Annotated in this window: 18 protein-coding genes; 12 read left to right on the forward strand and 6 right to left on the reverse strand. The window is 67.0% G+C overall.

Going from position 1 to position 18,755, the window contains the following annotated elements:
- The first annotated feature begins 170 nt into the window (after positions 1–170).
- The gene (locus tag CFB24_RS10615) at positions 171–2,504 is read left to right on the forward strand and encodes a putative bifunctional diguanylate cyclase/phosphodiesterase (RefSeq protein WP_158255165.1); all 2,334 of its coding nucleotides are present in this window, start codon (positions 171–173) and stop codon (positions 2,502–2,504) included.
- A gap of 210 nt (positions 2,505–2,714) precedes the next feature.
- Here CFB24_RS10615 and CFB24_RS10620 read toward each other — a convergent pair whose 3' ends face one another.
- Positions 2,715–3,458, reverse strand: a complete 744-nt coding sequence (locus tag CFB24_RS10620; protein ID WP_088520588.1) for an outer membrane protein — start codon at positions 3,456–3,458, stop codon at positions 2,715–2,717.
- A 550-nt stretch (positions 3,459–4,008) separates the two neighbouring features.
- On the opposite strand from CFB24_RS10620, the gene rpsF reads away from it, so the two are divergent.
- From rpsF to alr, 7 genes are all read left to right on the forward strand, one after another.
- Entirely contained in the window at positions 4,009–4,443 is a 435-nt protein-coding gene (gene rpsF, locus CFB24_RS10625; protein ID WP_088520589.1) for a 30S ribosomal protein S6, read from the forward strand.
- Positions 4,443–4,685, forward strand: coding sequence for a 30S ribosomal protein S18 (gene rpsR, locus CFB24_RS10630; protein WP_088520590.1), 243 nt, complete (start codon positions 4,443–4,445; stop codon positions 4,683–4,685). The genes rpsF and rpsR overlap by 1 nt, the downstream gene beginning before the upstream one ends.
- 117 nt (positions 4,686–4,802) lie before the next feature.
- Positions 4,803–5,837, forward strand: coding sequence for a DUF2232 domain-containing protein (locus tag CFB24_RS10635; protein ID WP_088520591.1), 1,035 nt, complete (start codon positions 4,803–4,805; stop codon positions 5,835–5,837).
- On the forward strand, positions 5,818–6,384 hold the full coding sequence (gene rplI / locus CFB24_RS10640; RefSeq protein WP_088520592.1) for a 50S ribosomal protein L9: 567 nt from the start codon (positions 5,818–5,820) through the stop codon (positions 6,382–6,384). Before CFB24_RS10635 ends, rplI begins: the two co-directional genes overlap by 20 nt.
- Positions 6,385–6,549: 165 nt before the next feature.
- Entirely contained in the window at positions 6,550–7,392 is an 843-nt protein-coding gene (locus tag CFB24_RS10645) for a fumarylacetoacetate hydrolase family protein (protein WP_088520593.1), read from the forward strand.
- A 228-nt stretch (positions 7,393–7,620) separates the two neighbouring features.
- Entirely contained in the window at positions 7,621–9,117 is a 1,497-nt protein-coding gene (locus tag CFB24_RS10650; protein ID WP_088520594.1) for a replicative DNA helicase, read from the forward strand.
- Positions 9,118–9,128: 11 nt separating this feature from the next.
- The gene (gene alr / locus CFB24_RS10655) at positions 9,129–10,256 is read left to right on the forward strand and encodes an alanine racemase (protein WP_088520780.1); all 1,128 of its coding nucleotides are present in this window, start codon (positions 9,129–9,131) and stop codon (positions 10,254–10,256) included.
- A gap of 15 nt (positions 10,257–10,271) precedes the next feature.
- Here the strand turns inward: alr and CFB24_RS10660 are convergent, their stop codons facing one another.
- The 3 genes from CFB24_RS10660 to CFB24_RS10670 all read right to left on the reverse strand — a co-directional run bounded on the left by CFB24_RS10660 (position 10,272) and on the right by CFB24_RS10670 (position 13,522).
- Positions 10,272–11,567: a homoserine dehydrogenase gene (locus CFB24_RS10660; RefSeq protein WP_088520595.1), complete on the reverse strand. Its 1,296-nt coding sequence runs from the start codon at positions 11,565–11,567 to the stop codon at positions 10,272–10,274.
- A gap of 61 nt (positions 11,568–11,628) precedes the next feature.
- Complete coding sequence (locus tag CFB24_RS10665; protein ID WP_088520596.1) at positions 11,629–12,078, reverse strand: ferritin-like domain-containing protein; 450 nt, start codon at positions 12,076–12,078, stop codon at positions 11,629–11,631.
- A gap of 241 nt (positions 12,079–12,319) precedes the next feature.
- Positions 12,320–13,522 (reverse strand): deoxyguanosinetriphosphate triphosphohydrolase, encoded by a 1,203-nt coding sequence (locus CFB24_RS10670; protein WP_088520597.1) that lies wholly within the window; start codon positions 13,520–13,522, stop codon positions 12,320–12,322.
- Between the two features lie 110 nt (positions 13,523–13,632).
- On the opposite strand from CFB24_RS10670, the gene CFB24_RS10675 reads away from it, so the two are divergent.
- The 4 genes from CFB24_RS10675 to CFB24_RS10690 are packed head-to-tail and all read left to right on the forward strand — an operon-like array spanning position 13,633 to position 17,434.
- Positions 13,633–13,974, forward strand: coding sequence for a HesB/IscA family protein (locus tag CFB24_RS10675; protein WP_088520598.1), 342 nt, complete (start codon positions 13,633–13,635; stop codon positions 13,972–13,974).
- Positions 13,975–14,019: 45 nt separating this feature from the next.
- The gene (locus CFB24_RS10680; RefSeq protein WP_088520599.1) at positions 14,020–15,129 is read left to right on the forward strand and encodes an OpgC family protein; all 1,110 of its coding nucleotides are present in this window, start codon (positions 14,020–14,022) and stop codon (positions 15,127–15,129) included.
- Entirely contained in the window at positions 15,075–15,857 is a 783-nt protein-coding gene (locus CFB24_RS10685) for an SGNH/GDSL hydrolase family protein (RefSeq protein WP_158255164.1), read from the forward strand. Before CFB24_RS10680 ends, CFB24_RS10685 begins: the two co-directional genes overlap by 55 nt.
- Positions 15,858–15,859: 2 nt before the next feature.
- Complete coding sequence (locus tag CFB24_RS10690) at positions 15,860–17,434, forward strand: bifunctional aminoglycoside phosphotransferase/ATP-binding protein (protein WP_088520601.1); 1,575 nt, start codon at positions 15,860–15,862, stop codon at positions 17,432–17,434.
- Here the strand turns inward: CFB24_RS10690 and CFB24_RS10695 are convergent.
- Together CFB24_RS10695 and CFB24_RS10700 are read right to left on the reverse strand one after the other, a co-directional pair.
- Positions 17,425–17,664 carry a hypothetical protein gene (locus tag CFB24_RS10695; RefSeq protein WP_088520602.1) on the reverse strand — a complete coding sequence of 80 codons (240 nt, stop codon included), beginning with the start codon at positions 17,662–17,664 and terminating at the stop codon, positions 17,425–17,427. The two genes, CFB24_RS10690 and CFB24_RS10695, sit on opposite strands and share 10 nt — an antisense overlap.
- A gap of 351 nt (positions 17,665–18,015) precedes the next feature.
- Complete coding sequence (locus CFB24_RS10700; protein ID WP_088520603.1) at positions 18,016–18,633, reverse strand: helix-turn-helix domain-containing protein; 618 nt, start codon at positions 18,631–18,633, stop codon at positions 18,016–18,018.
- Between the last annotated feature and the right edge of the window lie 122 nt (positions 18,634–18,755).

Consider the following 18,755-nt stretch of genomic DNA (forward strand, 5'->3'; position numbering starts at 1 on the left):
TCGGCCACATAAGCTGCGCCGTATACGCAATCTTCACGCATGACCCACAAATTGTGGGAATGGATGGCGCCCGGTCATGAGGACCCGGCGCCGCGATGGAGCTTCTCCCGGCCCTTCCCGCTTCATGTCAGAAGTCTGGACGCCCCCAACGCGTGGAACCGTCCAGCGGCATGATCGACATGTTCAAATTCTCCAGCCGCTCCACCCCCGACCGGGATCTCGACCTGCCGGTTTACCGGGCGCTGATCGTGTCGCTGTTCCAGGGCGCAGCGCGCAACGCAGCCAATGTGTTCGCCTATGCGCTGTTCGCCGCCTTCATGATCGTTCGCGCCGGCGACCCCGCCATCAAGGCCAGCGGCGCGTTGCTGATGATGGCGAGTTTTCTGCGCATCGCGATCGAAATGTCCTGCCGCGGCGAGGTCGGCGGCGACGGCGCGCGGCTCAGGACGGCGGAGGCGGTGGAAGTCAAGGAACGGCGCTATATCGTCGCCAACGGCCTGTTCGCCCTGGCCCTGGCGCTGGTGCAATGGTGCGTGCTGGTCCTGCCGGGCGGGGAGCCGTTCCGGCTCATCACGCTGGCGGGCGTGCTGGTTTTCCTCATCAGCGCGCCGGGCCGCGCCTGCGGTTCGCCGCGCGCCGTGGCGTTGCAGACCACGCTGATCAACGCGAGCTTCTGCGCCGCCATGCTGGCGACCGGCGGCGAGACTTCCTATTTCGCCATCCTGCTGAGCCTGGCCGTGTTCCGCCACCAGCGCGATTCGACGCGCGCCCTGCATCAGACCATGCTCACCATGCTGCTGGCGCAGCGGGCCGCCGAGGATCTCGCCAACAGATTCGACACGGCGCTGAATAATATGGCGCGCGGGCTGGTGATGCTCGACCGCGACGGCCGGGTGCGGGTCGTCAACCAGATTTTCGCCACGATGTTCAGCCTTACGGCCCCCGCCGGCGAGCGGCGGGTGGCGGACGTGATCGCCGAATCCATCGGGCCGATGCTGAACGCCGACGAAAGCCCCGAGGCGATGGCGGCGTTTTTCGCCGGCGAAGACGGCGCCGAGCGGCAGGCCCGCCTCGCCGACGGCCGCATTCTGGCGTTCTCGCGCCAGCCGATGCCGCAAGGATCGGTGATCACCGTCGCCGACGTGACCGCCGAATACGAGACCGAACAGAACATTCAGCGCATGGCGCGGTTCGATCCCGTCACCGGGCTGCCCAATCGCGCCCATTTCGCCGAACGGCTCGCCGCGGCGATCACGGCGGCCGGCGCCGACGGCTTCAGCCTGCTGGCGGTGGATCTCGACCGTTTCAAGGAGGTCAACGACGCCTATGGGCATCATGTCGGCGATCTCCTGCTGGCCGAGGCGGCGGCGCGGATGCGGGCGGTGGTCGACCGGCTCGGCCTGGTCGCCCGCTTTGGCGGCGACGAATTCATGGTGCTGCTCGACGCCGCCCAGCGCAGCGCCATCGGTCAGATTTGCGCCGGTCTGGTGCGCGCCGTTAGCGCGCCCTACGAGCTGGAAGGCAAGAGCGTGCGCATCGGCGCCAGCCTCGGCGCCGCGCTGTTCCCCGAGAACGCGCCCGACCGCAAGGCCGCCACCCTGCTCCAGGCCGCCGACATGGCCCTTTACGACGCCAAAGGCTCCGGGCGCGGCGCCGTCAAGTTCTTCGTCGAGGATATGGCGCTCGCCGTGCGCCGCCGCCGCCAGCTCGGCGCCGCGCTGCGCGACGCCCTGGGCCACGGCCAGCTCACGCTGGCATATCAACCCATCGTCGATATCCGCACCCGCCGCGTGACGGCGGTCGAGGCGCTGCTGCGCTGGCGCCACCCGAAATTCGGCGCGGTCTCGCCGTCGGAATTCATTCCCATCGCCGAGGAGACCGGGTCTATCGTCGAGATCGGCGCCTTCGTGCTGAACCGCGCCTGCCGCGACGCGACCAACTGGCCGGCGCATGTGCGCGTCGCCGTGAATCTCTCGGCCTTGCAGTTCGAACGCGGCGACCTCGAAGCCACGGTCCGCAGGGCGCTGGCCGAAAGCGGCCTGCCCGCCGAGCGGCTGGAGCTGGAAATCACCGAAACCATCCTGATCGGCAACCATGCCGAGGTGATGGCCAAGCTGAACCGCCTCACCGCCCTGGGCGCCCAGATCGCGCTCGACGATTTCGGCACCGGCTATTCCTCGCTCAGCTATCTCAACGACTTCACCTTCAACAAGGTGAAGGTCGACCAGAGTTTTGTGCGCGACATGAAGACGGTGGGCGGCTCCAAGGCGGCCAGCATCATCCGCGCCGTCAACGCCATCGGCGCCGACCTCAACATGACCGTGGTCGCGGAGGGCGTGGAAAGCGCCGAGCAGCTGCAAGCCCTCAGCGCCTTGGGCGTGGACGGCGCCCAGGGCTATTATTTCAGCGCGCCGGCCCCCGCCGAGGAGATCGGCGTTCTGCTGCTGAAGGAACTGGCGGAAACAAGGACGCCGCTGGCCCCGGAGCGCCAGCGGACCGCGTGAAGAAAAACCCGGCGTGAGGGCCGGGTCGAGTTCTGCGTTTCGCGTTTTTGCCGGCGGCCCGGCGGGCATCCAGGGCCGGGAGCGCCGGAGGTCTCGCGCCGCCGGATCGGGGGGCCGGCCGCGCCCGCCCGATCGGCCAGGAACTCCCGACCTCCTCACGACGGCGGATGGCCCCTGCCCGCGTCGGGGCGCGGGCAGGGGCGAGAGAACTCAGTACTTGGCGACGACCGGCGCGGAGTCGAACGGCTGGCCCCACTTGTAGATCAAGGCGCCGAGGACCTGATGCGAGGTCACCTCGATCCGGTCGTTCACGAACGTGCCGTAGTTGTAGTAGCCGCCGCGGCCGAGATCGACATAGCGATATTCGATGCGGCCGATCCAGGTCGGCGTGAACGCATAGTCGAGGCCGGCGCCGATCGTCCAGCCGGTGCGCGAGGTGGTGTAGTTCGGCGAATCGGCGAAGCTCTGGCCGTAATAACGCACTTCGTTGTCGCCGAAGGCCACGCCGCCCGCGACATACAGCAAGGCGCGATCCCAAGCCGAGAGGCCGAGGCGGCCGCGGATGGCGGCGGCGTAGTTGGACTTGTAGCGGGTGCTGTAAACCTGCGTGCCGTTATAAGTGTAGGCGCGGTTTCCGCCGAGAACGGCGGCGGCGTCGCCTTCGAGACCGATCACCAGATTGCTGATGCCGAAGCTGCTGGTCTGCCAGTTATAGCCGATCAAGCCGCCGACGAGGCCGGCGTCCTGATCGAGGCCGGTGTTGCTGTAGCTGTAATGCGTGCGACGGAAATCGCCGCCGCCTTCCACACCGATATAGAGGCCGGTCCAGGTGAAGACGGGCGCGGGCGGAACGTAGGCCGGCGCGGGCGCAGCCTTGGTCGAGGGCAGGTCGGCGGCGAGCGCGGAGCCCGCCATCGCGCCCAGGGCGACCGTCGAGAGAAGAAACTTGCGCATGGAAAACCTTTCCGTGATGCTTATTAGAACGCGACGTGTTGGCGCATTCTATACTTGGAGCTAACCCTAGGAGTCGGCGGTTCGCAAGCGATGCTCAACGCTATTTGCTGGCCTGTTGCTTTTGCATCTCAGCGTTTTCCCTTAGCCGTTACATGGAGATTTCACGCCTCCTCGGGGAACTTCAATCAAAGCCTTGTGCAACCTGCTGACGCGCTGCGATAATGTCTGGCCCTGCCTTCTAGGTGAAACTACGGATGCTCTCGCGCCGCGCCTCGGCGTTTTTTTCCCCCTCGCTGGCCGCCGCACGCCTGAAGCGGGGCGTCCCTGCGCCCGTTCCGGCGCAAATAGGGTTGCAATCGCCGCCGATTCCCCTATAAGCGCGGCTTCATCCTTCGGCCGGGGGCTGAACGGAAGGCCTGTCGGCAGGTCTCGCCTTTTGGGGCGAACCATCTTCCCGTGTTCCCGCCTTCGAACAAGAACCTGTCGGGCCTTTCTCCAGGCTCGAAGGGCTCCGCGCCGAGGAATGAGGCAAAAGAGAAAGGTATTCCACATGGCTCTTTACGAGCACATCTACCTTGCTCGCCAGGATCTCACCGCCCAGCAGGTCGAGGCCCTTAACGAGCAGTTCAAGACCATCGTCGCCAATCTCGGCGGCACGGTCGGCAAGGTCGAATATTGGGGCGTCAAGTCCCTCGCCTACCGGATCCAGAAGAACCGCAAGGCGCACTTCACCCTGATCAACGTCGACGCCCCCCCCGCCGCCCTGGCCGAAGCCGAGCGTCAGTGGTCGATCAACGAAGACGTTCTCCGCCATCTGACCATCAAGGTCGAAGCGCTGGAAGACGGCCCGTCGGCCATGCTGCGCAAGCGTGACGAAGACGACCGCGGCGATCGTGGCGATCGTGGCGATCGCGGCCCCCGCATTCCGGGCGGCCGCCCGCCGCGTCCGCGCCGTGAAGACGCTGCTGAAGGAGGAGCTTTCTGATGTCCACCGCCGCCGGCGCCCGCCGCCCCTTCTTCCGTCGTCGCAAGACCTGCCCCTTCTCCGGCCCGAACGCGCCGAAGATCGACTACAAGGACACCCGCCTGCTGTCGCGCTACATTTCCGAGCGCGGCAAGATCGTCCCCTCGCGCATCACCGCCGTCTCGGCGAAGAAGCAGCGCGAGCTGGCGCAGGCCATCAAGCGCGCCCGCTTCCTGGGCCTGCTGCCTTACGTGATCGTTTGATCGCGGATTAACCGAAACGACATTCGGGCGCCGGACGAGCCGGCGTCCGATAGCTGGGGCGGGCGAAGCCGATCTTCGACCCGCCTCTAACCGGCGAAAACCGGGACAGCGCAGGATATGAACGACAACAAGCCCCCGATCGACTGGTCCGACCGCCTGGTCGGCTTTGGCGCCGGCCTTTCGAGCGCCCTGATCTTCGCCGCCTCGACGCGGGGGACCGGGCTCGCCATCGCGCTGGCCTATGTCTGCGTGCTGCCGCTGCTGATCGGCGCCGCGGGCTTTTCCGTCGCCGCCGCCGCCGCGGGCGCCGCCGCGGGCGGCCTGTTCCTCGGTCTCGCCGGCGAACCGCTGCTCGGCTTTTCCTTCTGCCTCGGCTTCGCCCTGCCCGGCGCCCTGCTCGGCCTGCTGGCGCGCTGGACCTATCGCCGCAAATCGCCCGAACCCACCCTCCTCCCCGCCCGCCTGTCGCCGGGCGCGCTGCTCGCCGGCGCGGTGGTGTTGGCGACGCTGAGCGCCTGGACGCTCGCCGGCGGGCTGATCTGGAGCTCGGGCGGCTTCGACAGGGCGTTTGACGCCGCGTTGCAGGAATATGGTCCCGCTCTCGACAAGGCGCTGACCAAATTCGCCCGAATCGCGCCGCAGATCGACCTGGACATGGTCAAAAGGGTCGCCGTGCTCGGCTTTCCCGCCGCCGTCGCCGCCTCGCAGACGCTGCTGCTGACCTTCAATCTCTGGCTCGCCGCCCGCGCCGTGGACATTTCCGGCCGGCTTGGCCAGCCCTGGCCGCCGCTGCCGGAAACCACCGCGCTGCCGCGCTGGTTCGGCCTCGCTTTCCTCGGCGCGCTGGCGCTGTGTTTCGTCAACGCCCGCACAGCCGTGTTCGCCGGCGCCTTCGCCTCCGCCTCGGGCCTCGCCCTGGCGATGCAGGGGCTGGCCTGCGCCCACGCGCTGACGCGCGGCCATTCCTCGCGCGGCGGCTGGCTGGCGACGGTTTACGCGGTGGCGCTGGTCGGCGTCACCGTCGCGCCGCCGCTGCTGCTGCTGTTCGTGCTGTTCGGACTCGCCGAGTCCGCCCTGTCCCTGCGCGCCCGCAAGGCGCGCGCCAAACCTGAAAAGAAAACCGGAGAGTCAAATGGAAGTGATCCTGCTTGAACGCGTGGCCAAGCTCGGCCAGATGGGCGAAATCGTGCGCGTGCGCGACGGCTACGCCCGCAATTTCCTGCTGCCGCGCGGCAAGGCTTTGCGCGCCACGGAAAACAACAAGACGCATTTCGACGGCCAGCGCGCCCAGCTTGAGGCCCGCAACCTCGAGCGCAAGTCGGAAGCGGCCGCCGTCGGCGAGAAGCTGAACGGGCAGGTGTTTGTGATCATGCGCCAGGCGGGCGAAGCCGGCCATCTCTATGGCTCGGTGACCCCGCGCGACATCGCCGATGCGGCGACCGCCGGCGGCTTCACCGTCGAGCGTCACCAGATCGAGCTGAACACGCCGATCAAGACCCTCGGCCTGCACAAGGTGCCGGTGCATCTGCACCCGGAACTCGACATCACGATTGAAGTGAACGTGGCTCGTTCGGCCGACGAGGCCGAGCGTCAGGCCAAGGGCGAAGAGGCCGTTGTGCGCGAGGAAACCTCGCTGGCCGACCTCGGCCTGGAAGTCGGCGCGGCGCTGGCGGAAGCCGGCCCCGACGTCGAGCTTTGATCTTCGGGTTTCATCCGATCAGAACGGGGCGCTCGGCGCCCCGTTTTTTTGAGTCGTTTCGGCGGTGCCGCTGACGGAGCCTTGGTCCCGGCGCCTGGGCGTATTGCGCGGAACCCTTTTCATCCGGCCCTGCTTACGGCATCGTCGGCAAAAAGGGAGACGTTCATGAAACTGCTGCGTTACGGAGCAACCGGCCAGGAAAAGCCCGGCCTTCTCGATTCGGATGGCCACATCCGCGACCTCTCGGGCGTGATTCCCGATCTCGGGCCGGCGCAGATTTCGCCCGAAGGCCTGGAAACCCTCGCGGCGGTCGATCCGCGCGACCTGCCGACGGTCGAGGGCGCGCCGCGCCTCGGCCCGCCCCTTGCCGGAATCGGCCAAATCCACGCCATCGGCCTCAACTATCGCAACCACGCCCGCGAAGCCGGCATGGCGATTCCCGACGAGCCGATTCTGTTCACCAAGGCCACCTCCTGCCTGTCGGGGCCGGACGACGACATCGTCATCCCGCGCGGCGCGCAAACCGTGGACTGGGAGGTCGAACTGGGCGTGGTGATCGGAACCGCCGCCTATCAGGTCGAGGAGGCGCAGGCGCTGGAGCATGTCGCCGGCTATCTCACGGCGAACGACGTGTCGGAGCGCGACCATCAGATCCGGCGCGGCGGCCAATGGGTCAAGGGCAAGAGCGCGCCGGGCTTCGGCCCGCTCGGCCCCTGGCTGGTGACGAAGGACGAAGTTCCCGATCCGCAAAATCTCGCGGTGAAGCTGGCGGTCAACGGCGAGATTCGCCAGGACGGCCATACCTCCGACATGATCTTCTCGGTCGCCCGGATCGTCGCCCATGTCAGCGCCTTCCTGCGGCTGATGCCCGGCGACGTGATTCTCACCGGCACGCCGGCCGGGGTCGGCATGGGGATGAAGCCGCCGGTCTATCTGCAACCGGGCGATCAAGTTACGGTGGAGGTCGAAGGTTTGGGCGTCCAGCGCCAGCAGGTGCGGAACCAATAGCGAACGGACTCTTTCGACACCATATTGCAAGCGGATTCGACTCGGAAAATCGGGAGCCTGTGAATCACGGGGGCTGTGGTTTCGGGCTTAACGATTCATTTTCCCTTTCGGCTGCGACCATGGCAAAACAGCAATCCGCCGGTCCTATCCGGCGACCACACCATGATAATCTGACTTGCGCGATTCGCGCCGGGCGGCCCTCCGCCCGGCCAGATGGGGGTTTTGCCGATGGCGGCGCTGGAAAAAGTTTATGATCGCGCTCTCGTTCCGGCCTCGGACGCGAGTTTCCGCAGCCCTCCGGCCAATATCGAGGCGGAGCAGGCGCTGCTCGGCGCCATTCTGGTCAACAACGACGCCTTCGACCGCGTGTCCGACTTCCTCAAGCCGGAACATTTTTCCGAGGAGCTGCACCGGCGCATTTACGAAATCGCGGGACAGCTGATTCGCGCCGGCAAGCTGGCGACCCCGGTGACGCTCAAGACGTTTTTGGGCGATTTCGACCTCGGCGGCGCCATGACCGCGCCGCAATATCTGGCGCGGCTGGCGGCGGAAGCCACCACCATCATCAATGCCGTGGATTACGGCCACGCCATCCACGACCTCGCCGTGCGCCGCGAGCTGATTCGCATCGGCGAGGAGGTGGTCAACACCGCCTATGAAGCCGATGTGGACACGGCGCCGCGCGCGCAGATCGAGGAAGCCGAGCGCAAGCTCTACGCCATCGCCGAAACCGGCCGCTACGAGGGCGGCTTCCACAAATTCTCCGAGGCCCTCACCGCCGCCGTGGACATGGCGGCCAAGGCGTGGGAGCGCGAGGGCGGGCTGTCCGGCGTCTCCACCGGGATGCGCGACCTCGACCGCATGATGGGCGGGTTGCAGCCCTCCGACCTGATCATCGTGGCGGGACGCCCCGGCATGGGCAAGACCGCGCTCGCCACCAACATCGCCTTCAACGTCGCCAAGGCGTATCGGGGCGAAACCCATGACGACGGCCGCGTCGAAACGGTCAACGGCGGCGTCTGCGGCTTCTTCTCGCTGGAAATGTCGTCGGAGCAATTGGCTACGCGTATCATCGCCGAGCAGGCGCAGGTGCCGGGCTACAAGATCCGGCGCGGCGACATCACCGAGGGCGAATTCCACCGCATTTCCGGCGCCGCCCGCGACATGCAGTCGATTCCTTTCTACATCGACCATACCGGCGGCATTTCCATCGCCCAGCTCACCGCCCGCGCCCGCCGCCTGAAACGCCAGCGCGGCCTCGATCTGCTGGTGGTGGACTACCTGCAACTGCTGTCCGGCTCGAAAAACCGTTCCGACAACCGCGTGCAGGAGCTGACCGAGATCACCACGGGCATGAAGGCGCTGGCCAAGGAATTGAACGTGCCGATCATCGCCCTGTCGCAATTGTCGCGTCAGGTGGAGGCGCGCGACGACAAGCGGCCGCAATTGTCCGACCTGCGCGAATCCGGCTCGATCGAGCAGGACGCCGACGTGGTCATCTTCGTCTATCGCGAGGAATATTACCTGAAGAACAAGCAGCCGCGCGAAGGCACCCCGGAATTCCAGACCTGGATGGCGGAAATGGAGCGCGCGCACGGCAAAGCGGAAGTCATCATTGGCAAACAGCGCCATGGACCGACCGGAACGGTGGAACTCGCGTTCGAAGGCGAGTATACGCGGTTCAGCGATCTGGCGACGGACGACCATCTGCCGGCGCATATGTGAGGTTGATCGAAATGCCCGAACTTGCCCTCCCCGCCGAAGACCGGGCCGATGGACGGGACAAGAGCCGGGCGGTCCTCACCGTCGATCTCAGCGCGCTGGCGCAAAACTGGCGCGTGCTGAAGCGCCGCGCCGGCGACGCCGCCTGCGCCGCCGTGGTCAAGGCCGACGCCTATGGCCTGGGACTGGCGCCGGTGGCGAAAAAACTGCTGGCGACCGGCTGCGGCCATTTCTTCGTCGCCCACCTGTCCGAAGCGGAGTCGTTAAGGGCGATCACGCCGAACGCGCGGATTTTCGCGCTCAACGGCCTGCCGCCGGGCTCGGCGGCGCTGTTCGCCCGCAAGGATCTCTATCCGGTGCTCGGTTCGCTGCCGGAAATCGAGGAATGGGCGGCGTTCTGCCGCGCCGAAGGCCACAAATTCGGCGCAGCGCTGCACATCGACACCGGCATGAACCGGCTCGGCCTCGCCAAGGCGGATTTTCCGGCGGCGCTGAACCTGCTCGACGCCTTCGCACCCAAGCTGATCATGAGCCATTTCGTTTCGGCGGAGGACGCCTCGGCGCCGCGCAACCGCGCGCAGATCGAGCGGTTCGAACAGGCCTGCGCCCTCTTTCCGGCGATGCCCGCGAGTCTCAGCAATTCCTCCGGCATGTATCTGGCGGAGGCGCCGTTCTTCGACCTCACCCGGCCCGGCTATGCGCTCTACGGCGGCAATCCGACGCCCGGCAGCGACAATCCGATGCGGCGGGTGGTTTCGCTCGAAGCCTTCATCCTGCAGGTGCGCGACATCCGCGCCGGCGAGGCCGCCGGCTACAACGCCCGCTGGACCGCGCCGTCGCGGCGGCGGCTGGCGACGATCGGGCTCGGCTACGCCGACGGCTTCCTGCGCTCGGCCTCCTGCGGCGAGATCGGCGCCGAAGTGTTCGCCGGCGGCGCGTTCTGCCCGGTGGTCGGGCGCATTTCGATGGATCTGAGCATCATCGACATCACCGAGGCCGCGCCGCTGCAACGCGGCGACCGCGTCGAAATTCTCGGCGACGCCATTTGCATCGACGATCTCGGCCGCTGGTCCGGGACCATCGGCTATGAAATCCTCACCGATCTCGGCCGCCGCCACAAACGGGTTTATGTCGGCGGCTGAGACTGAGTTGCCCGCTCAGTCGCGCTCGATGCGGATGACCTGCGGCTTTTCGGCGATATGGCCGTCGGCGACAATGGCCGCCAGCGCCTCGCGCACGCTGGTCTCCGTGGTCGCGTAGGTCACCAGCACCACGGGAACCACGCTGTCGTCGGACCCGGGGCGGCGCTGCACGATGCTTTCCAGCGAAATGTCGCGCTCGGCCATGCGCTGGGCGATCGCCGCCGCCGCGCCAATGTGGTTGCGCGCGGAGAGACGAATGTAGTAGCCGCCCTCGTGGCGCTGCATCGGCGACTTTTCCGCCGCCGCCAGATGCGCGACCGGCAGGCCGAACGGCGCGGAGCGAATGCCGCGCGCGATATCGGCGATGTCGGCGACCACGGCCGAAGCCGTGGCCATGCCGCCGGCGCCGGGGCCGACCAGCGTCAGTTCGTTCACCGCGTCGGCGTCCACCGTCACCGCATTGGTCACGCCCATCACCTGAGCGATGGGCGAGGACAGCGGCGCCATGGTCGGATGCACGCGCTGCTCGACGCCATGTTCGGTGCGCTGCGCCACGCCCAGCAGCTTGATCCGGAAGCCGAGTTCCGCCGCCGCCTTGATGTCGGCCAGCGAAATGTCCTGAATGCCCTCGATCGAAATATTGTCGGCGTCGAGTTTTACGCCAAACGCCAGCGAGGCCAGGATGGCCAGCTTGTGCGCGGTGTCGAAGCCGCCGATGTCGAAGGTCGGGTCGGCCTCGGCGTAGCCCAGTTTCTGCGCGTCGGCGAGACATTCGGCGAAGGACAGCCCCTCCAGCTCCATGCGCGAGAGAATGTAATTGCAGGTGCCGTTGAGAATGCCATAGACGCGGGCGACGCTGTTGCCGGCCAGTCCCTCGCGCAGGGTTTTGACGATGGGTATGCCGCCGGCCACCGAGGCCTCGAAGGCGAGCGCCGCATGGGTCTGCTCCGCCAGTTGCGCCAGCTCCAGCCCGTGCTTGGCCAGCAGCGCCTTGTTGGCGGTCACCACCGATTTGCCGGCCTGCAGCGCGGCGGTGACGCTGGCGCGCGCCGCGCCCTCCTCGCCGCCGATCAGTTCGACGAACACGTCAATGTCTTCCGAGCGGGCCAGCGCGACCGGATCGGCGAAAAACGCCGCGCCGGACAGATCGACGCCGCGGTCGCGGCCGGGATCGCGCGCGGAAACGCCGGCGATCCTGATGGCGCGGCCGGTGCGCGCGGCGAGATCCTTCGCCTGAGCGCCGAGCAGGCGCGCGACGCTCGCTCCCACCGTACCGAGCCCCGCAATGCCGACGCGCAAAACCTTATCCATTGTCGCACCCCTTTTTTCGGCTTTTGCCCTATTTCGGGGGGCCGATCAATGCGCGGCGGAACTAAACCGGCGATTGCGCCAGCGGACGCTCCATCCGATAGGCTTCCGCGAAGGTGCGGAAAGCCGGCAGGTGACATTCGCGCGAGGTCAGCATCAGCCGCTCGAAAATCGCCGCGATCGCCGGATAGCCGGCGACTTTGGGCGACAAATCCTCGGCATAGAGCCGGGCGTTGCGGATCTCCGCCTGCATCGCCGCCTCGCAGGCGCCGGCCAGCGTATCCGGCGCGCTGGCGGCGAGTTCGGCGCTGTCCAGATGCTGATTGGGCGGCGCCTTGAGGCCATAGGCGTCGAGGATGGCGGTCAGGACGGCGGCGTGGCGCGCCTCGGCCTCGACGATTTCGGAAAACGGCAGCGCATGGGGAAACTTGCGCAGGATGGCGCGATAAAAAGCCTGGGCGCGATATTCGTCATCGAGGGCGGCGAACACGGCGTCGCGGGCCTCCGGGGACAAGGGTTCGCTCGGGACGCCAAGGCTCGGCGGACGGGCGTCCCCCTTGCATCCCCACCAACCGTGACCGCCCGCGTGACCGCATCGCATCGGGGCCTCCCAAAAAGGGCGGCGCCCGCCGCGTCGAATGTTCCGCGGCAGGGCGCCGGATGTCCTGCGATCAGATAAAAACCGCTCCGCTCGAGCGTCAACACTTCTTAAGTCTGGCCGGATGCGATGAAACGCCGCAACCGCCGCGCGAGACTCACGCCGTTTCGCCCAAAAAGCGCCGCGCCTGCCCGGCGGCGTAGACGTCGGTCATGCCCGCGATGTAATCGGCGACCACCCGCGCCCGCCCCGCCTCGTCGCGCGCCTGAGCCTGGCCTGCCCAAGGCTCGGACATATCTTCCGGCCGCGCCAGGAAATGCGCGAACAGGCCGCGCACGATTCGCTGCGCCTTCTTCCACACCGGCAGCACCGCGCTGTGGCGGTACATGCGGGTGAACAGGAATTCGCGCAGGATTTGCAGGTCGCGCCATTTGGCCGCGGAAAAGGCGATCACCGGCGCGCCGGCGCCCGCGATGGCGGCGGGGCTGTCGGGCTGGAGCCTTGCCAGCCGGGCCGCGCTTTCGGCGAACACGTCCTCGACCAGATGCGTGATCACCCGCCGCGTCAATTCGTGGATCAATCGCGACCGCTCCAGGCCGGGATAACGCGCCGCGATCTCGTCCAGCAGGGCGGCGGTGAACGGCACCTCGCGCAGATCGTCGGGCGCGAACAGGCCGGCGCGCAGCCCGTCGTCGATGTCATGGGCGTTATAGGCGATGTCGTCGGCCAGCGCCGCGCATTGCGCCTCGGCGCTGGCGAATTCCTCAAGCCTTAGATCAACAACCCCGTTGAACTCCATGATATAGGCGCTAATTCCACTTCGCTCATAACGTGAAGTCGGCCCGCCGTCCGGCCGCAGCAGCGGGCCATTGTGCTTGACCAGCCCCTCCAGCGTCTCGGCGCAGAGATTGAGCCCGTCCCACTCGGCGTAGCGGCGCTCCAGCTTGGTGACGATGCGCAGCGTCTGGGCGTTGTGGTCGAAGCCGCCGAACGCCGCCATGCACTCGTCGAGCACCTCCTCGCCGGCGTGGCCGAAACAGGCGTGGCCCAGGTCATGGCCGAGCGCGGTGGTCTCCGCCAGATCCTCGTCGAGCCGCAGGCCGCGCGCCAGGGCGCGGGCGATCTGCCCCACCTCCATCGTATGGGTGAGCCGGGTGCGGAAATGGTCGCCTTCGAGCGCGACGAACACCTGCGTCTTGTGGGCGAGGCGGCGGAAGGCGGTGGAATGGATGATGCGGTCGCGGTCGCGCTGGAAATCGCCGCGCGTGGGCGAGGCCGGCTCGGGAAACAGCCGGCCCCGGCTGCGGCGCCAGTCCAAAGCGAAAGGGGCGAGCGCGAACACGGGCGGGGCGAAGGACAAGGCGCGACCTTAAAGTCGGGGACGAAACAGCTCCGTTTAAACGAAAATCGCCGGCTTTGCATTGACCGCATCGCCGGGAGGACTATTTTCGCATCAGAGGAGAATTTTGCATGACAGATGCGGATTCAAGCGCGGTCGTCGCCACCGAGGCGGCGAAGAAGCGGGTGGCGGAAATTCTGCGCGGCGAGGCCGATGGCTCCTGGCTGCGCGTGTCCGTCAGCGGCGGCGGCTGCTCGGGTTTTCAATATTGCTTCGACATCGCCCCGCAGGCCGAGGCCGACGACCTGATCCTCGCCCAGGACGAGGCGCGCATCGCCGTCGATTCGGTCGCGCTCGACTTTCTCAAGGGCGCGAAGATCGACTTTGTCGACGATCTGATGGGCTCCTCCTTCCGGGTGGAGAATCCCAACGCCACCGCCTCCTGCGGCTGCGGTTCGAGCTTCGCGGTCTGACACGTTGACGCGTCGAAATCCGGCGCAAACGACAATGGGAATGGCATGAGGGCGCCGAATTCCATCGATTTCTGGCGCGGCTACGCCCTTATCACCATCTTCATCACGCATGTGCCCGGCAATATTTTCGAGCGCTACACGCTGCGCGAATATTCGCTGTCGGACTCGGCCGAACTGTTCGTGTTCCTGGCCGGGGTGTCGCTGCGCTTCGTGGTCGATTCGCTGGCCAAACAGCCGCTGGCCGTCGCGCTCTACCGGCTCGGCGGCCGGGCGCTGACCATTTATTTCGCGCAACTGATCATCACCTTCCTGGCCATCGCCATTCTCGCCGGCGCGGCCACGCTGCTCGACCAGCCGTATATCCTGCAATGGCACAATGCGGCGGCCGTGTTCGACGATCCCGTCGAGGCGCATATCGGCCTGATCGCGTTGCGCTATCAGCTCGGCTATTTCAACATCCTGCCGCTCTATGTGGTGCTGATGGCCTCGGCGCCGACGCTGGCGGTGATTCACCGCCTCACGCCCTGGCTGGTGCTGCCGCTGTCGCTGACGCTCTATCTCTACACCATCGCCACCGGCTTCAACCTGCCGACCTGGCCGGTGGAGGGCAACTGGTTCTTCTCGCCCTCGGCCTGGCAGTTCATTTTCGTGCTGGGCTTCCTGTTTTCCGGGCCGAACGGCTATTACGCCCGGATGTCGCCGCGGGTGAAAAACGTGCTGTTCGTGGCGGCGGGCCTGCAAACCGCGCTGGGCGCCGCCATCGCGATCGGCGACGTCTCGCCCGATCCGGCCAACCTGCCCGACCCCAAACTGTTCTTCGTCTTCGACAAGACCTATCTGTCGCCGGCGCGGGCGATTCATTGTCTGGCGCTGGCCTGTTTCTTTGGCGGCGCCTTCACCTATATTCAGCGTTACGCCGGGTTTTTGGCGAAGTTCTTTTCAATGCTCGGGCGTAATTCGCTCAATGTGTTCTGCGTCGCCTCGCTGCTCAGTCTGTGCGGGCAGGTCGCGCGTTACGCGTTTAACGGGCGTTGGGAAATCGATTGGCTCGTGCTAGGTGTGGGCGCGGCGGGTTTGGGCTTCACGGCATGGTTGACCGAATGGCGGCAAAGACATGGCGGGCGCGCAAAAAGCGTTCCCGCGCCGGAAAAATAGCGCTCTGCCTGGTCGCGCTCTGTTGCGTCGCGGGGCAGCCTTCCCATGCGGAAGACCGTTGCGAGCCCGTCAGCGGAAGCCTCGCCTCTCCCGCGCCCCTGCCCTTCGTCACGGCGGCGCTGGCGCGTCCCGACAAGAAATTGCGGCTGCTGGTGATCGGCGGCGCGGTGGGCCGCGGCGCGCGCCGCTCCTATCCGGCGACGCTGGAGAGCCTGCTGGAAAAGGCGCTGACCGGCATCGACGTGATCGTGGTCAACCGCCCGATGTCCGGCGAGACCGCCGGCGACGCGCTGGAGCGCATCCGCACCGAATTCGCGTTGCAGCACCCGGATTTGCTGATCTGGCAGGTCGGCGGCAACGACGCTTTGGCCCATGTCGATCCCGAGGCCTACGAACACAGCCTGACCGACGGCGTGCGCTGGACCAAGGAAGCCGACGCCGACGTGCTGCTGGTCGGCTTCGAGACCAATCCATGGCTGCACGATCAGGCCGAGGTCGAGGCGATTCGCGATGCGACGCGCAAGGTCGCCGCCGCGCAGAACGTGTTCTACATTCGCCGCGCCGACGCGGTGCAGGTCGCCGCCCGCGCCAAGTCCCGCGCCGATCAGGGCGACAATCCGCTGCCGGTCGAAACCGGCGGCGAGTGCCTCGCCGCCCAGGTGGCGCAGGCGCTGGCCGCCAATCTCGTGTTGCGCCGCACCCGCCCCGCCCCGCTCATCGAGCCGTGACCATGGCGCAGCAGGACACGTTCGCCTTCCTCAGGGACGCGCTGGCCGCCGAGGCCGGGGTCGGCGGCCCGGCCGAGGTCGAGGTCAAGGAGACCCATGTCTCCATCGTGCTGCTCGCCGGCGACCTCGTGTTCAAGCTCAAGCGCGCCGTGCTGTTCCCCTATCTGGATTTCTCCACGCCGGACAAGCGCGAGGCCGCCTGCCGCGCCGAAGTCGCGCTGAACGCCCGCGCCGCGCCCGGCCTGTATCTCGGCCTGCGCGCGATCACCCGCGAGGGCGACGGACTGGCCTTCGACGGGCCGGGCGAGCGGGTCGATTGCATTGTGGTGATGCGCCGCTTCCGCGAATCCGACCTGTTCGACGTGATGGCGCGCGAGCGGCGGCTCGAACCCGCCCATATCGAGGCGCTGGCGGAGACGATCGCGCGCTTTCACGCCAGCGCCGAGCGTTTTCCCGACGCCGAGGGCGCCGCCGCCATGACGCATCTGCTCGACCTCAACGACGAGAGTTTCGAGGGCTGCCACCTGTTCGCGTCGGCCGATGTCGCGCGGCTCGAAGGCAAGTTCCGCGACGAACTGGCGCGGATCGCCCCGCTGCTCGACGCCCGCGCGGCGCGCGGCTTCGTGCGGCTGTGCCATGGCGACCTCTACCTGCGCAACATCTGCCTGTTCCGGGGCAAGCCCACCCTGTTCGACTGCATCGAGTTCGACGAGGCGCTGGCCCGGATCGACGTGCTCTACGACGTCGCCTTCACGCTGATGGATCTGTGGCTGTGCGGCCGCCACGACCTCGCCAACCTGCTTTACAACCGCTACGCCAGCGCGCTGTTCCGCACCCTGCCCGACCTGCCCGCCAAGATCCGCGACGGCTATGCGTCGCTGCCGTTTTTCATGGCGCTGCGCGCCGCCATCCGCGCCCATATCGCCAGCGGACAGGCGCGCACCGGCCATGGCGGCTGCGTCAGGGAGCACGAGGACGAGGCGCGGGCCTATTTCCAGCTCGCCGAGGATCTGCTGTCGCCGCGCCCGCGCATGCTGGTGGTGATCGGCGGCCTCAGCGGCTCCGGCAAATCGACGCTGGCCGCGAAAATCGCCGCCGAGCTTGGCCCGGCGCCGGGCGCGCGCTCGCTCAATTCGGACCGCACCCGCAAGGCCATGCACAAGCTGCCGCCCGGCGACCGGCTGCCGCCCGAAGCTTACGCCATGAACATCACCGCCGCCGTCTATCTGCGGCTGCTGTCGCGCGCGCTCGACGCCCTTAACCAGGGCCGCGCGGTGGTGATCGACGCGGTTTATGCGGCGCAGGAGGAGCGCGACGCCGTGGAGAAGCTGGCGCGCGACGCCGGCGCGCCCTTCCTTGGTTTGTGGCTGGACGCCGAACCCGACGTGTTGCGCCAGCGCGTGCGCGAGCGCCCCAAAGGCGCCTCCGACGCCGACGAAAGCGTGCTGGACGCGCAATTGCAGCGGCCGCTCGGCCAGATTTTCTGGAGACGGCTGGATTCGTCGCAGCCGGATCTGGCCGGCCGCGCGCTGGCGCTGGCGCGCGACGTCCTGGCCGCTTACGAACGTCAGATGTAGGTTTTTTTGTCGCGGCGGCAGGCCGCGCAGGATTTGGCGAAGGCGGCGCTGACCTCGGTGTCGAAATGAAAGCGCGGGGCCACCCGGGAGAGTTGCTCGACGGCGGCGACCAGTTGCTCCCGCACATGGGCCAATTGCGGCGTGTCCGCGCCATAGCTTTCCAGATCGGACAAGGCGAACAACAGCTTGATCAAGGCCTGCTCCGCGACCGACTCCAGACTCTCTCCCATCGCGCCCAACTCCAGACCAAACTCACGCGCATTGTCAATGTCTCCCCACCATTGTGCAGAGCACAACCAACCCGCAAGTTGCATCGCCGCGCGCAAGCGTCAGGGTTTCCCCCTCTAAAACAATTTATTAGCAATCAAGGCGCCGGCGGGCCACGGACGGCGCGGGCCGAAACGGCCGGAATCGCGCGCGCCGGCCGACCGGAGACGCGCGACGCCAACAGATTGTTTTTGATTGAATTTTTATCGAATAGCCCCGCCGGCCGCGCTGCGGCGCCAACGGCGGGACGATGCCCCGGCGGAGCGGGCGACGAAGGCGGCGCGCGGCCAGGGCGCGTTAACGATGCTCCGCGCTCATTCCATGGCTGCTGCGCGCAAAATGCATATCATCACCGCCCGCGCCGGCTTGTCGGCGGGATTGCGGATCAGATGCGGGCGGTCGGCGCGGTAGCGCAATGTGTCGCCCGTGACCGCCGATTCCGTCTCGCCCCCGGATTCCACGCGCAATTCGCCTTCCAGCACGGTCAGCGATTCCATCGCGCCGCGCTGGTGGGCGTCCGAGGCCAGCACGCCGCCCGGCTCGGCGAAAAAGTCGTACCATTGCAGCCAGTCGATGGTTTTGCTCCAGCCGGTGATCACCAGCCGGCACTTGCCGTCGTCGGACACCAGCAGCGGCGTGTCGTTGCGCGAGATCTTCTCGATGAACGCCGAGTCCTCGTCCTCGCGCAAAACCTGCTCGATGCTGACGTCGAGCGCCTGCGCCAGCCGCCACAGCGTCACCAGGGTCGGATTGGTCTCGTTGCGCTCGATCTGGCTGATGATGGACTTGGCGACGCCCGACTGGTCGGACAATTCCGACAGCGACAGGTTCGACGCCTTGCGCAGGCGCTGCACGGTCTTGCCGAGCTGCCCGGCCAGAGCCACGGCGCCCGCCTCCAGAACCTTCTGCTTGTCCTTGCCTTCGACGCCCATCGCGACGACGCGCCCCGTTCGGAATTCTAAACGATTTTGTTTGAAATAACGAATTTTCGACGGCTTTGAAAGCCCTTTCGCCACCGTCTTGCGCGCGAAGAATCGGCGCCGGCTGCGCGAAA

The organism is Rhodoblastus acidophilus (genome assembly GCF_900187365.1).
Lineage (GTDB): Bacteria > Pseudomonadota > Alphaproteobacteria > Rhizobiales > Beijerinckiaceae > Rhodoblastus > Rhodoblastus acidophilus.